Origin of the sequence: Photorhabdus luminescens subsp. luminescens, assembly GCF_001083805.1 — a bacterium.
GTDB classification, from domain to species: domain Bacteria; phylum Pseudomonadota; class Gammaproteobacteria; order Enterobacterales; family Enterobacteriaceae; genus Photorhabdus; species Photorhabdus luminescens.
In genome coordinates this window covers 509,862-524,406 of the sequence record NZ_JXSK01000001.1, presented here as the reverse complement: position 1 = coordinate 524,406, position 14,545 = coordinate 509,862, and the positions used below count along the sequence as shown (strand labels likewise).

Genomic DNA, 14,545 nt, shown 5'->3' with positions numbered 1-14,545 from the left:
TCTCTATTTCCTATGAATGAGATAGTCATTTATAATTAAAAAATCCAACTTGCTTTCCCTATAGAAATTAATCGCATCTTCGGGAGTTTCTACAATGGGAGTGTCCTTGCCATTAAAGGAGGTATTCAGCAAAATTGGCACACCCGTAAGTTTGTAAAACTCATTAATAAGATTATAGTAATTTCTGTTTAATTCTCTAGTCACTGTTTGGACACGAGCAGTTCCATCGACATGTACTACCGCTCCAATTTGCTCTGATTTCTCCGGTATTACTTGTGAAACCTTGACCATATAATCGCTATCTTCATTGCCAAACCTAAAAAAGTCTGAATACCTATCCTTTAAAATTGAAGGCGCAAATGGACGAAATTCTTCACGATTCTTGATTTCAATGTTGATATAATCAAGCATCTCTTTTCTTCTTGGATCAGCTAATATACTCCTGTTCCCCAAAGCCCGAGGCCCAAATTCAGATCCATCTCTAAAACACCCGACTACCTTTCCCTCACTAATATGCTTTGCGACAACTTCTTCCAAATTATCTGGATTAGTTATTACATAGTTGTCATCCAAGCATTTACGTAAACTAGACTCAAAGGTATCGTACTTTATGCCAAAATATGGGTTTCCATTAAATGGGACTTTTTCTTTATTAAGCACTTTCATCCAGCCGTAATAACATGCTCCGATTGCGAGGCCATTATCACCAGCAGCCGGCTGAATATAAACATTCTTGAATGGCGTATTATGTGTTATTTTACCATTAGCTACTGCGTTTAATGCTAATCCACCCGCATAACATAAGTTATCTGACGAGTACATCTTGTGGTATTCATTAAGCAGGTAAAATAAAGCTTCCTCAGTTTGTTCTTGCACCCACTTAGATAAATCAGCACAATACTGGAAGTCATCTTTGATATTTGTATCTTTTAGGCCCAAGTTCTCAATTAGGTCATAGTTTATTTTGACCCTAGTATCCTCCATCAGAAATAGTTCGCCTGAGAATCTTCCACTCTTACCATATGGTGCTAAACCCATTAATTTTCCTTCGTTGAAGTCGTTACCGAATACAAACTTACTAGCACCTCCATATAGCCCACCTATAGAATGTTCGATATCATAAGGAGCAATTTTATATCTATTTAGGTCATTAAGATGAAATCTTGAGTAATCTTTAAATACTGGTATTATATTATTATTAAAGAACTTATAGTAGCTCTCCTTTTCAAAATAGTCGATATAGTCCGATCTAGATAATTTTGCTATATCGCTGGGAACTAGGTTTATGTCATGATCTAGGCAACTATCAATACTTCCTCCCATTCCATCACATACAATCACGGCAGACTCTGAAAATGGAGACGTACCAACTGCACTGTATGCATGCGCAATGTGGTGGCCGATTCTAACAACGGGGAGGTAATCGGGTATAATTCTACCTCGACGCTTGATTAGATCATCAGGCTTGTGTTTTTCATTTACCGTATATTTCTCAACAAATAAATCTACATCCTTAAAAGTGATTCCTGCTGCATCTAAGCAATACCTTATAGCATCATTATCATTAAATCCATCATGCTTAATCTTCGTAATTCTTTCTTTTCAATGCCAACGATGATTTTACCATTCTTCATTAAGCATGCTGATCCGTCATGTGATAACCCAGAACCTAAAACATAAATTGGCTTGTTCATAGTTCCCTCAAACTTAAAGCATGTGTTTCGGTACTTCAAAGGCTGCCAGCTTTTGACACTCAGAAATTGCTTCTTCGATTTTTAATTGCACAGGGGGTGTTTTCTGAGTCCATGCTGAAGGGCCTTTTAAAGCACCTTTTAGTCCCATGTTTCTAGCAATCTTCAAATAACGTATAGCATCAATCACAACACCAGCTGAATTCTCAGAATCTTGCACCGATAATTTAGTATCAATTTCGACTTTGCTTCCGCCAAACCCAGTAAGCTCCAGACGTATATGCGCAACTTTGTTATCCTTCAAATAAGGTATATAAGTCGATGGTCCAGCAAAAATAGAATCCTCAAGGACATTCACTCCTGCAATTTCATTTTGACTTCTAATAACATTTTCTTTCGAAATTTTTTTTGATGTTAATCTATCTTGAACCATCATATTATTAAAATCAGTATTTCCTCCAATATTAATTTGCTGGTGATAGTCAACAGCTAGATTTCTTGAGTGTGCTAATTCCTGGTATACTTGCGACAAAATTGACGCACCTAAATGACTCTTCATATCATCACCTATGATAGGGATGCCTTTATCGTAGAACTTTTTATCCCACTCTGGATCAGACGCTATGAAAACTGGGATACAATTAAGCAACGAAACACCAGATTCCAGACAACATTCAGCAAGATACTCGGTAGCCTTTTGAGAGCCAACAGGTAAATAATTTATCAATATATCTATTTCGTTTTCTTTAAGGCTAGAAACCAAGTTAATTGGTTTTTGATCACTCGATACACGAAACCCGCGATCTTCTGGTTGATTGCTCATATACAGAGATACACCATCAAAAACTTCAATTTTTTCGACGATCGGACCTTCTGGCAAATCGGTGCAGAATACCCTTGCACAATTGGGTTTTGCAAAAATTGCTTTTGATATTGGTAAGCCAACTTTCCTACAGTCAACATCATATGCAGCTTTGACATTTATATCTTTGATTGAAATACCTAGATCATTAATTATTGGATCGCTATCTAAGTGAAAATAAATCCCTTGATAAAGAGACGAACAGCAATTTCCAATACCTGCAATAGCAACGTTAATCATATTAAGAATCCTTTTTATTAGTGTTTTTTGAAATTATTAAATCATTTAGTTTAAATATATTCTCTTCTTTTACAAGCCAATCTGTCATTTCATTACTATACTTCTCAGAAATATATTTTTTATTTTCTAAGTTAGTTTTATAGTTTACATCATCATCTTCTGGATGAGACAGATGTACACCTTCTATCCCCTCAAATAAATGAAATTCAGAATTAGCTTTGTGAAGCCGGAAACCAAGATCAATATCTTCACCACCCCATGATTTAAAGTGTTCATCAAAACAGCCCACTTTTTCAAAGAGTTCTTTTTCTACACTAAATATTGTTCCCCATAAAAAAACCCAAGGTGCAGGCATGGAGCATAATTTATAGTTGAATCTCGCGTACGAGCTTTGACGAATATCTTTGCCAACATCAAATTCTTTCATCCTTTTAATTGTGCTATCTATATCATCCAGGTCAACTTTTAGATCCCACTTATTTTCAGAGTACAGACCGTATACATTTCCAATCGAAACTGATTGTGGGTTAGAGCTATGGAACCTGATCACTCTCTTAACGAAATAGCTCGGCAAAAGTACGTCAGCATCAACAAAAGCTAGTAGCTCCCCTTTTGCATTTTTAGCTCCAATATTTCTCGCTCGGGCTACACGAAAACCTTCGTCGGGTACATATATATACTTGAGTTTATAGTTGTAAACTCGTTTAGTAACAGCAAGACAAGTCTCATCGCTAGAACCATCATCTACAACTATTACTTCGAATTCATTAAAGTCCGCACTTTGCTTGTTTAGTAAAGAGAGCAAAGACATTAGACTTTCTTTTTTGTTATAAGAAGGGATGATTATACTTAGAGTCATAAATTTCTTATTCCTTAATCTTACTTTTTATTCCAAGAAAAGAGGATTTAAAATTATGCATATCTGATAGGGTGTAGTTTCCTTGCAGAGATAAGCAATTATTTAATCTATTTAGGAATTCCTCTATAACTTCATTAATATTGAAATAAGCACCAAACTTTTCAATATATAAATTCATTGAGATTATAAAGCCTTCAATATCGTTCTTATACTTCTCCGCTAAAAAGGTATCAGGACGATGTACAGCATCTCCTTTGAATCTATATTTAAATGGAATGTCTTCTAGTATTTTAATAAATGCTCCATCTGCAACCATATTCATCCAAGTGACATGATCTTCCGAAACTAAAAAGTCTGGAAATGGACATCTAAGCGCCAAGTCAACATTGACTGCCGTTCCTGACGTCGGAAATATGTACCCACAGCACCTAATCATATCTAGGTATTTATTGCTTCCTTCTGGAGTATACCGACTATGCTGAACAGCGACGTCGAACATATCACTCCTAAAGTTTTCGAGAGAAACCGAATTACTATTTCCATCAATTCCGGTAAAGGTTGTACTAATAATTAAGTCTGGTTGATTAATCTGTTCTACAGCACATAACGTTTTCTCTATACGATATGGATGAGCAATATCATCATCGTCCTGAAAAAAAATGATATTAGCACCGTGTTTGTGAGCATACTTAACCCCAATATTTCTTGCTGACGACACCCCACCACTCTTCTCGTTAACTATAAAATGAAATCTATTATCAATTATATCGCTCGGAAAATAGTCTTTTATTCTGACATTCAATCGATCATAGAAACTTGAATTATCATCCACTATTACAACACACCAATCTGGGGTTGACTGAGCATGTATTGAAAATAAGGTTTCAATCAAATAATCATTACCTCGCTTGCTCTTTGCATGATGAGGAATCACAAACCAATTTGACATTTATGTGCAACCTTATTTATTTCTTTTGCAAAATCAACTATCCAATCCTTCGGCTGAAGTAACACTTGATGAGGGAACGCCATTGTTCGATTGTAAAAATTTTCAGCTCCTGGAAGACTATAATTTATACTATTCAGCCTTTCAAAATGGCTATAATATTTGTTTCTATCAACTCGACTTGGTTGGTAGAGTGGATTGTTATTTAAAGGTTTATCAAGCCTTTCAAAAGGTATTCGATATTTCTCTGAGAAATAGTTCGATATTTCTTGTACTTGTTCATCTTTAACTTCACAGTTGAAGTCCACGACACAACGCCAATATACTCTCTGATCAATATTTTCGTCTGCGTCAAGGATATTACATATTTTATTTTCTCTAAGGCAGTCATCAAGAACCATGGCGTTTAAACGTCGCTTTTCGTTCTCGCAATCTAATCTTTTAAGGCCATTTAACAAAATAGCACACTGCATCTCAGTAATGTTGTAGTTCCTTCCTTGCACTTCTCCATTACCGGAAATAACCATAAGATTTCTTGGATTTACACTATCAGTTCTAGCTCTTCCATCCATCATCAAATTTTGTATTATGGAATAGTAAACATCCGAGCTCGTAGCAATAACTCCACCTTCCCCACTAGTAAGCAGTTTTGATTGCTGAGTAGAAAATACAGATATATCAAAAAAAGAACCAGCCTTCTTTGACTTCCACGTTGCCCCATGACTTTGTGAACAATCTTCAATAACTTTTAAACCATAATTACTTGCAATAACACCAATTTTTTTCACATCTACCATGCCGCAATAAGCATGTACCAAAATAATGGCTTTGGTGTTTTGGGTAATATTCTCTCGTATTGCCTTCTCTGATATTTGTCCGGTTAAAGGATCAATATCAGTCAAAACAGGAATGGCACCTAGATTATACACAACTTGAGCAACTGCAACCCAAGTCATACCTGGTACTATAACTTCATCTCCAGGTAAGATACCTATCGCTTCAAGTGCGATGGACAACGCCGCTGTTCCAGAAGTGCATGGAATGGCGTGTTTAGTACCTATATAGTCTGCCCATTTTCTTGAGAAAAGAGTACTAAAGTGTGGCAATGTCTCAGACTGGCCTGACAATGTCCAACGCGTAGATCTAAGTGCTCCTTCTACATCAGTTAGCAGATCAACATCACACACCGGCCAATTCATCTCAAAAGGTTTCATGCATCCTCCTATAACGCCAAATTTAATAGCCTCTTGCTTAACAACCGCTTGTAGGCACTTATGATATCGCCTTCTCGAATACGTCCATCCAGTAGAAATTGACTAATTGTTTTAATACCATCGGCGGCATCAAAACAGGACAACTCTGTCTCTGTAACCCACTCGCTGTATGTTGCTGTATTGATGTAGTATGAACAAGATTCACTTGTAACTTTTTTGATAGTAGTTACAAACTCTTTTTTTATTGGCCGCAATAACTCGTATAGATTATCACCACGAATTCTTTTCTTAATAATGAAATCGCCGACAACCAGATAGTCCAAGTCTGTAAGTAGAAAGCACTGTATAGCATCATACGCGTCACATACAATTGGCTCCGCATTTACATTGAATGAGGTATTCAACAAAACAGGAACCCCTGTAATTTCTTTAAAATTCTTTATTAGCTGGTAGATATCCTTATTATATTCTCCAACAACTTGAACTCTCGCTGTGTTGTCTATATGTGTTATAGCTGCAAGTTTTTGTTGGTTTTTCTTAACAACTGGGAGATTAAATACCATATATTCCAAGTTCACTTTGCAATCTGGAACTAGGAACCAATCTGAAATTTCATCCACCAACACCATGGGTGCAAATGGACGATAGGATTCTCGTTGCTTAATAATTTGATTAGTTCTATATTTTGATTCAATAGGTCTGGGATCAGCTAGAATACTACGACTACCAAGAGCTCTTGGACCATATTCCATTCTACCTCTAGCCCATCCTATTATCTTGCCATTACTAATTTCATTCGCAAGAAATTGAAACTCATCTTCAGCATTAATAATTTCTATAATATCTTGGTTTCTATCTATTATTTCAAGCGCATATTTACTATTTATATCAGGTCCTAAGTAAACATTCTCGATCTTATTCCCATTAATCCTAGCGTTAGGATACATTGCGCACATGGCAGCACCGACAGCGCTTCCACCATCGTGTGAGGCAGGATGAACAAAAATGTTATCAAACAATTCGCTGAAGGCGAGCTTTCCATTCAATGTACAGTTTAGAGCTACTCCACCACTGAGACATAGGTTTCTCTGACTTAGCTTCTGTGACCAGAAAGATATTATATGGAATGCCATCTTTTCTAGGTACTTTTGTATGGAATGCGCAAAGTTTTGATGATTTTCTGAAATGTATTCATTTTCTCTCCTTGGCAAAATACCTCTATCTAAAAAGTAAGCAGGTATATTTGTATGATTAAATGAAACCTTTCCACCTTCTTCAAAATTTATAAGTTCTTCGAAAAGCTCATCAAATTGATTTTGTTTGCCATAAGAAGCCAATCCCATTACCTTATACTCATCAAATCGTTCATATCCTAGTAAAGATATACAATCGAGGTAATATCTTCCTAGTGATGAAGAAACTGGATATCTATATATACTTCTAACAACCCCATCGATATATGAATAGATTGATGTAGACTCATCTTCCCCATTTCCATCTATTACAATAACTAATGAACTATCGAAGCCAGAATTTTCAGCCGCCATGATAGCATGGGTGTCATGATGACGCACATATTCAATTGGGATATTTCTAACTTCTTCACCAAATTTACGCACAAGTATCTTGTTAATTAAACTTCTAGAAGTTTCAACCTCAAGATTTTTTCTTTCAATATATTGTAAGCCAAGTCCCGTGTCTGTATTTAACTCTTCAAAATAAAATGCAATTTTGTCAACATCAGTTATTTCAACTTGTGCGATTTTTAAGCACTCAACAATGGCATCAATAGGAAACTGATTAGAGTGTTTAATTCTATCCAGACGCTCTTGCTCCACAGCAGCAACAATCTTACCATCTTTGATGATCGCAGCTGAGGCATCATGACCAAACCAATTTGGTATATCCCCAATAACAGGTGTTTCAAATGTTTCGAAACTACCGCTAATCCCTAGAGTTATCATAAGAAGAACCTCCTTATCCTTGATGAAAATAATTCTATATCTAATAACGTCTCATTCATTTTAGTAAGCGGCCTAAATTTACTATTCGTCATTATTGTTTCTATGATATTGATGGACTCCAAAGACCGTTTAATATCAAGTAAAGGTTCTAATTTGTAATTTAGTGAAATGGCTAAATCTAAGACTCCAGTAGCTTGGTCAATAAAGTGGGTATCATCATATCTTCTGTCTATCTTGTAGGGGTGAAGCGTTTTTCTTAGCGAAAAGTGTTCTGGGGGCGATCGATTTTATCTTCTTTATTCTTTCTTAAAATTATTGGAGAATTCGCCATCCATAAATCTTCAACTATTATTTCACCTTCATCTCCAATTATCCGAAAACTATGATCCTCACTTTCAACAATGCTAAGCTCAATTTTTGCTCTTCTACTATCACAATATTCCAAAGTGAGATCAATCCAATCAGGGGCAGGTGAATCTGTAACTTCTTTATCCGGGTAGATTAAGGCAGAGCTATAGCTCATGCTATCTGGCGTCCCCATTAAAGCCAAAATTAAATCAATCACATAAGAACCATGTTCAAAGCCACAACCAACTTCGAATTCATTCTTTGCCGGCCAAGGTGCGCCTGAAGGACTAATCCAACTACCAAAGTTCATTTTATGAACTGGTCCCTCATGAATCGCACTCTTAATTAAACGTATTTCTCCAATTTCGCCAGAGCTCAATATCTCTATTACCTTGATGATAGGCGGATTTAATAATAAGGAGGGTGCACTTGTTATAATACAGTTATTATTTTTGGCAACTTCTACCAATTTTCTTGATTCTGTAATGTCCATAGTAAATGGCTTTTCACTGTATACTGAAATTCCATTAGCCACAGCTTCCAATGACACATTGTAGTGCTCCTCTGGATTCGTCAAGTTTAGCAATATGTCAACATTTACATTTTCTAACACATCGCTTACCGAAGAGTAAGCATCGAAACCATGATAGTTTGAGAAAGCTTCAAGTCGATTGCTATCTCTATCGACACAGCCAACAATATTTAGGCAATCATAGTCATTAAGATTTGACACATAGAAATCTGCAGCATAACCACAACCAACAATTAAAATATTTGACTTTTTCACCTCACCTCCATTTTCAGACTAATACGCACTAAATAAGCTTTCAAAATATTAGATCACTTTGCAAAATAACTTGTACAACAAGGAATACTAGCTATAGCAAGACCATGAATTAGTACTGTTTATCAGGCGTCAAACTTCCACAGCTCAGGCGCCAATCAAATTAATTACTGTATCGATATTACGAAATGCTATTTAATATATCTCAACATAATTGAGATATATAAATGTGAATACTTATTAGCTCACTTACAACGCATCATCATTATAAATACAAAATTAAAAAAAACAATCAAAGATTTAAAATAAAAATCCAATTCATAGGTGAAAATCACTTTTTCTTATAAAAATAAATATATATAGCCATCATTTAACATTATATCCTATCAATAATAAAACACTTATAAAAATTTTCATAAAGAAATTATAAATCCCTCCTAATTAACACATGAAAATTTTAAGAAAAACAACTTTCAAATTGTGATAACAATCTCATGATTATATTAATTCATAGTTTATATGTTAAATTTAATTATTTTATGAAGTAAAATATTAAATATATTATTTTCCATCATAGTTACCTACTAAGACAAAATTACGGATATTTAAAAAAATCATAAAGGACTTGCCCCACACGGAAACATATGACCTTATGCTTCCTTTTACAGGAGACCGAATTATGCCTACTGATGTATTTGCACATTATCTTAGCTGCATACAAGCTCCGAGACTGTTTCCCAAAGTCACTCATTTCCGCTTTGGCGTTTTATTCTTAATTGTTTGTACCACCATTACTTGTGCGAATAATAGGAAACACATTGAAGACTGATTTCGGTGGAACCCATTTGGATTAGTTTCAGGAAACAACGATATTGAAAGTAAATAAAAAGGGCTTAAAAATTTACTGGTTGGAAGTCCTAATAACCCATACCATCCAATAAATTGCTCAATTTATCTCTCACACAAAAATCACAGAATCCCAAACTATTACCTTGCAGACTACCTTAACAGTCAATAAAGTCAAAGACTAGTTGGAATAGAATCCAAAGTTTACCCTTTTATTTTTACCGAATTATTCCCCCTAGTTGAATAAAAGCAATCGTTGCATGAGACAGCCACACGGAACCATAGCTGTCAATCTATGTAGCTATTGCTAAGCTATGTTGATATTTTCTTGGAATCGATTTCAGCACAGCAAAAATCAGGAATGAATAAAGTCGGTGTCCATATATCTTATTTAGCTCACCATCCATGCCGGCGCTGAAAGTATTTGGCAAGCAATTAGGGAATTAGGCGCTACTCGTATTGGTCATGGAGTAAAAGCCATAACCGATCCCTTATTGATGGATTATTTGGTTGAAAACCGTATTGGTATTGAATCTTGTTTAACCTCAAACCTTCAAACCAGCACCGTTAATTCTTTATTGGACCATCCACTCAAACGATTCTTGGAAAAAGGTATTCTTGCTTCCATTAATACAGATGATCCAGCCGTTGAAGGTATCGACATCCGCCATGAATATGAAGTTGCCGCCCCTGCCGCCGGTTTATCTATTGCTCAAATTCGCCAGGCTCAGATAAATGGGCTGGAAACCGCTTTTATCAGTGATGCAGAAAAACAAGCATTACAAGTGAAAGCAGCAAATCGTTAAATACAAATAGTTCAGGAATGGAAATTCCATTCCTGATTATGCTGAGTGCCATGTAGTTATATATTTGGAATATAAAATACAATATAATTGGATGCCAGACTGAATGTACAAAAAATAAATTTTTCTTATGACTCAGTTTAAAGGATATATATACTATTAATATTGTTACAATATGGCTGCGTAATTCAATATCTTGATACGCTCTTTCCAGGCCAAATTCTTGATAACTGTATTCAAAAATAGCCTCTAAATCCTGTTCAGCTTTAGGCTTTAGAAAAAATGTTTTACTGGACATTGGGTGTTTTATTTTTCATACGTGTAAGGAAAGTATTGAGATCCCACGCTACAACTTCTCCACTGTTATCACCTTCATCAATTAGCTGACGAAGTGCTTCAAGTTTAGACTCAGCTTGTTTTTCCTGTAATAACCGTAATCCCTCCCGAACGACTTCACTATTAGTTTTGTAATAACCTGATTTAACTAGGCTTTCTACAAAACCACGTAATTCTTCGCCGGTATCTACTGTCATTGTACGCGATACCATAGTACACCTCATTCAGATAATTAATTAACATTCCATAGTGTAAGACATATTCTTACACTCCGAAAGTTTTGTCCAGATATACATCTAAGCATCTGTCAATTTTAATTTTAAGTAGTTGTCTGATTGGATTTTTTAATCTATAGTTATATATATACATTAACTATTAATGTGGTGTATTACAACATAATTAGCATAGGCGAAAAGCAGCTAATGTGGATGCTTGAGCTGATTCGCCTGTAAGAGGTTTTCCGACCATAGCCCCATTTGTTCCTTCGTTCCCTCCCAGCCCTTGCTACGTCTGGCTTTAAGAAGAAAAATTGATTTTAAATCGGTCTATACGAAAGGGTAACTTACTGAATATAAAGATTTTAATTTTTAACCAAAATTCATGTTATCAATTTAACTATCTTCAACATAATTTCTCTTTGTATTTTCTGTTTTATCTATGCGATTCAATGTATCAATTAGTGTTGTTCTTTTTACGCCAAAATTACGACAAATTGCAGCTTTAGACATCCCACCTTCCAATGCTATAAGGATTGCATCCAATTTTTCACCCGTGATCGCCAAAGGCCGTCCACCTCATTTTTCTCTCCGGTTAGCTGCCTCCAGACCTGCAATAACGCGTCTTTTGTTAATGAGCGTTCGTCATCATTAATATATATTTACAACAATTTCCTATTATAGATTTATATCTATTTCCGTTTTAACCTCTGAGCATAACGTTGCGCTAATACCGCACACACCATCAACTGAATTTGATGAAAAATCATCAACGGCAACAACATTACGCCAACTGTCGCCGCCGGGAATAGAACATTCGCCATTGGCACGCCATTAGCCAGACTCTTTTTCGAACCGCAAAAAACAATCGTGATTTCGTCTTCTTTATTAAAACCCAACCAGCGAGCAGTATAAGTATTAATCATCAGCACAATCGCCAGCATAATGCAGCAAATAACCCCAATCATCAGTAACGAATAACCATCAATCTTATGCCAAATACCTTCTACAACCGCCTCACTAAACGCCACATAAACCACCAAAAGAATTGATGACCGGTCAGTCATATTGACCAGTTTTTTATGTTTCTCCACCCAACGTGCAATTAATGGCCGTGACAGATGCCCGATAATAAAAGGAACCATTAATTGAAGAATTATAGATTTTATTGCCTCTAACGTATCGGGGCTACCTTCACCCTGGATATGGATCATCAGTCCAACTAATATTGGCGACAAAAACACGCCCAAAATACTGGATGCCGAAGCACTGCAAATAGCAGCGGCAACATTACCACCAGCAACCGAGGTAAAAGCAATAGCTGACTGAACCGTAGCCGGTAATGCACAAAGATAAAGGAATCCCCAATAAACCGTTGGCGTCATGATTTCGGGTACTAGAAAATTCAATCCTAATCCAATAATCGGAAATAAGACAAAGGTACTGAGAAAGACCAACAAATGAAGTCGCCAATGTCCTATGCCGGCAATAATAGCTTGACGAGATAATTTGGCGCCATGCATAAAGAACAGCAGAGCAATAGCCGCTGTGGTTAATCGTTGAAACCAAACTTTAATTTCACCCTCGCAAGGAAAGAATGTCGCAATAACGACTACCGTCACTAATATCATCAAAAAAGGATCTATTCTTAACCTTTGCCACCAAATCATTTATCATTTTCCTTGCTTTGCAAATAATTAGCCCGGCAAACCAGGCTAATCAATAAATAGCTTAAATTGCTACTGTACGTTGTTGTTCTGCCGATTGAATACCAGCTTCAATTAATTTCATGATTTGAATTGCTTCACTTGCCGTCACTGGATTAGGTTTACCTAGTGTAATCGCATCACGGATAGCAGCATAATAAGCAGAATAATTACCAGGCAAAGTCGGTACATGTTCAGTCACTAACTCCTCTCCACGTGACAGCGTCACAATACCATCACGAATATCATATCCCCAATCGGCATGCGGGGGCCTTTCCCCTGCTTTCAATCGCTCTTCCTGAGGATCAAGACCATATTTTACGTAACTGCCTTCCATACCATGCAACGTATAAACAGCAGATTCAGCCGCTGCCACTGTTGTTGCATGAAGAACCACTTTGATATCCGGATAATTCAACAACACGTGGAAATAATCTACCGCTTCCGCATGTGGGCGGATCATCCCTAAATCAGCCGTAATAAATTGCGGTTTACCAAACAGTTGAACCGCTTGATCGAGTAAATGAGGACCTAAATCATACCAAATCCCACTCCCTTGCCCCGCCGCTTCACGCCATCTTTGACGTATAACCGGACGATAACGATCAAAATGGGCGGCAAAATATTTTAATTTGCCCAGACGATTCTCTTTAATTAACGATTTTATGGTTAGAAAGCCGGAATCCCAACGGCGGTTATGAAATACAGAAAGTAATAAATTCGCCTTTTCTGCCTGCTCTTTTAAAGATTCCGCTTGTTCAACTGTGATGGTAAATGGTTTATCCACCACAACATGCTTACCCGCTGCCAATGCTTTCTGTGCTAGAGGATAATGCGTATCATTAGGTGTCGGAATAACGATTAAATCAATGTCGGGATCATTAAAAAGATCCTCAGGGCAGGATACCATTGGAATATTTGGCCAATCTGATTTCACTTTCTCAGCATCACTACTGGAAATGGCGGCCAATTTAATACCAGCAGCGCCAGCAATTAATGGTGCATGGAACGTTTTACTCGCATAACCATACCCCACCAACCCAACCTTTAACAGCTCACGCATAACAGCCCCTCAAACTCATTAATAATATGCAGCAATTTCAGCATCCGTAAAAAATATCATCGGTGATGACCGTTTCGCAAATTATCTCCAAGTCCAGCCTTGAAGATCTTTCAATCAATCTATTTCCTAAGTCATTAGAATCGCCTATTATTCTTCTTTCGTATAGCTTCAAGTGGAATGATTTATGTATCAAACCAATGATTACCACCGAATTAATGGTTGGGTTCTGGCTCCGGCGGCTTATCTGATTATGACCTTTCTCAGCGCCAGTGTAATGCTTGCCCTATATATCATGGCATTTTTCAGTCAAAACAATGTACTGAGCGCCGGGAATAATCACTTTACTTTAATGTGGTTTCTTTCTGTCGCCATTACTGCGGTAATGTGGTGTTTCACCCTATGGGTATTGAAACTGCTTTTCACTCGATCAAAAAAATTCCCGCAAGCTTTTATTATTTGGCTTATTATTACCGTATTAATCGCATTGAAAACTTTCGCTTTCTCCCCTATTCCTGATCAAATGGCTTTACGTGCATTAGCATGGCCACTATTGGCAACCGCTATTTTTGTCCCCTACATTAAACGCTCTCATCGAGTCAAAATGACTTTCACACAAGATCGATAACCTCAACTTTCTTTGGTTGTTATCATAACAATAGATTGCCCCT

General features: G+C 36.6%; 13 protein-coding genes and 1 pseudogene. 2 read left to right on the top strand and 12 right to left on the bottom strand.

The features are described 5' to 3' along the window. Nucleotides 1-3 precede the first annotated feature (3 nt). The 8 genes from TI10_RS02095 to TI10_RS02065 form a co-directional block, all read right to left on the bottom strand. The gene (locus TI10_RS02095) at nucleotides 4-1,404 is read right to left on the bottom strand and encodes a carbamoyltransferase C-terminal domain-containing protein (RefSeq protein ID WP_279615312.1); all 1,401 of its coding nucleotides are present in this window, start codon (nucleotides 1,402-1,404) and stop codon (nucleotides 4-6) included. Between the two features lie 143 nt (nucleotides 1,405-1,547). Then, nucleotides 1,548-1,694, bottom strand: coding sequence for a hypothetical protein (locus TI10_RS24775; RefSeq protein ID WP_155416453.1), 147 nt, complete (start codon nucleotides 1,692-1,694; stop codon nucleotides 1,548-1,550). A gap of 13 nt (nucleotides 1,695-1,707) precedes the next feature. Further along, nucleotides 1,708-2,793 carry an inositol-3-phosphate synthase gene (locus tag TI10_RS02090; RefSeq protein WP_049581506.1) on the bottom strand — a complete coding sequence of 362 codons (1,086 nt, stop codon included), beginning with the start codon at nucleotides 2,791-2,793 and terminating at the stop codon, nucleotides 1,708-1,710. A 1-nt stretch (nucleotide 2,794) separates the two neighbouring features. Then, a complete protein-coding gene (locus TI10_RS02085; protein WP_049581505.1) occupies nucleotides 2,795-3,652 on the bottom strand; it encodes a glycosyltransferase family 2 protein in 858 nt (285 codons plus the stop codon). 7 nt (nucleotides 3,653-3,659) lie between these two features. Continuing rightward, nucleotides 3,660-4,601 (bottom strand): glycosyltransferase family A protein, encoded by a 942-nt coding sequence (locus TI10_RS02080; RefSeq protein WP_049581504.1) that lies wholly within the window; start codon nucleotides 4,599-4,601, stop codon nucleotides 3,660-3,662. Continuing rightward, on the bottom strand, nucleotides 4,583-5,812 hold the full coding sequence (locus tag TI10_RS02075; RefSeq protein WP_049581503.1) for an aminotransferase class I/II-fold pyridoxal phosphate-dependent enzyme: 1,230 nt from the start codon (nucleotides 5,810-5,812) through the stop codon (nucleotides 4,583-4,585). Before TI10_RS02075 ends, TI10_RS02080 begins: the two co-directional genes overlap by 19 nt. 8 nt (nucleotides 5,813-5,820) lie before the next feature. Then, nucleotides 5,821-7,776: a carbamoyltransferase family protein gene (locus TI10_RS02070; RefSeq protein WP_049581502.1), complete on the bottom strand. Its 1,956-nt coding sequence runs from the start codon at nucleotides 7,774-7,776 to the stop codon at nucleotides 5,821-5,823. Between the two features lie 256 nt (nucleotides 7,777-8,032). Beyond that, complete coding sequence (locus tag TI10_RS02065) at nucleotides 8,033-8,911, bottom strand: Gfo/Idh/MocA family protein (RefSeq protein WP_049581501.1); 879 nt, start codon at nucleotides 8,909-8,911, stop codon at nucleotides 8,033-8,035. 1,250 nt (nucleotides 8,912-10,161) lie between these two features. Between TI10_RS02065 and TI10_RS02060 the strand changes: the two are divergent. Further along, nucleotides 10,162-10,560 (top strand): annotated as a pseudogene (locus TI10_RS02060) (adenosine deaminase); the annotation flags it as partial. Between the two features lie 284 nt (nucleotides 10,561-10,844). Here TI10_RS02060 and TI10_RS02055 read toward each other — a convergent pair. The 4 genes from TI10_RS02055 to TI10_RS02040 form a co-directional block, all read right to left on the bottom strand. Continuing rightward, complete coding sequence (locus TI10_RS02055; RefSeq protein ID WP_053093412.1) at nucleotides 10,845-11,105, bottom strand: type II toxin-antitoxin system ParD family antitoxin; 261 nt, start codon at nucleotides 11,103-11,105, stop codon at nucleotides 10,845-10,847. A gap of 399 nt (nucleotides 11,106-11,504) precedes the next feature. Continuing rightward, a complete protein-coding gene (locus TI10_RS23390) occupies nucleotides 11,505-11,675 on the bottom strand; it encodes a hypothetical protein (RefSeq protein WP_437438538.1) in 171 nt (56 codons plus the stop codon). Between the two features lie 125 nt (nucleotides 11,676-11,800). After that, on the bottom strand, nucleotides 11,801-12,778 hold the full coding sequence (locus tag TI10_RS02045; protein WP_049581499.1) for a bile acid:sodium symporter family protein: 978 nt from the start codon (nucleotides 12,776-12,778) through the stop codon (nucleotides 11,801-11,803). Nucleotides 12,779-12,839: 61 nt separating this feature from the next. Then, nucleotides 12,840-13,877, bottom strand: coding sequence for an oxidoreductase (locus TI10_RS02040; RefSeq protein WP_049581498.1), 1,038 nt, complete (start codon nucleotides 13,875-13,877; stop codon nucleotides 12,840-12,842). A gap of 184 nt (nucleotides 13,878-14,061) precedes the next feature. Between TI10_RS02040 and TI10_RS02035 the strand changes: the two genes are divergently transcribed. Further along, nucleotides 14,062-14,502 (top strand): DUF2569 domain-containing protein, encoded by a 441-nt coding sequence (locus tag TI10_RS02035; protein ID WP_049581497.1) that lies wholly within the window; start codon nucleotides 14,062-14,064, stop codon nucleotides 14,500-14,502. Nucleotides 14,503-14,545 lie beyond the last annotated feature (43 nt).

Coding starts and splice junctions, on each gene's coding strand:
- TI10_RS24775 (WP_155416453.1), bottom strand. CDS start 1,694: ATGAACAAGCCAATTTATGTTTTAGGTTCTGGGTTATCACATGACGGA.
- TI10_RS02090 (WP_049581506.1), bottom strand. CDS start 2,793: ATGATTAACGTTGCTATTGCAGGTATTGGAAATTGCTGTTCGTCTCTT.
- TI10_RS02085 (WP_049581505.1), bottom strand. CDS start 3,652: ATGACTCTAAGTATAATCATCCCTTCTTATAACAAAAAAGAAAGTCTA.
- TI10_RS02080 (WP_049581504.1), bottom strand. CDS start 4,601: ATGTCAAATTGGTTTGTGATTCCTCATCATGCAAAGAGCAAGCGAGGT.
- TI10_RS02075 (WP_049581503.1), bottom strand. CDS start 5,812: ATGAAACCTTTTGAGATGAATTGGCCGGTGTGTGATGTTGATCTGCTA.
- TI10_RS02070 (WP_049581502.1), bottom strand. CDS start 7,776: ATGATAACTCTAGGGATTAGCGGTAGTTTCGAAACATTTGAAACACCT.
- TI10_RS02055 (WP_053093412.1), bottom strand. CDS start 11,105: ATGGTATCGCGTACAATGACAGTAGATACCGGCGAAGAATTACGTGGT.
- TI10_RS02045 (WP_049581499.1), bottom strand. CDS start 12,778: ATGATTTGGTGGCAAAGGTTAAGAATAGATCCTTTTTTGATGATATTA.
- TI10_RS02040 (WP_049581498.1), bottom strand. CDS start 13,877: ATGCGTGAGCTGTTAAAGGTTGGGTTGGTGGGGTATGGTTATGCGAGT.
- TI10_RS02035 (WP_049581497.1), top strand. CDS start 14,062: ATGTATCAAACCAATGATTACCACCGAATTAATGGTTGGGTTCTGGCT.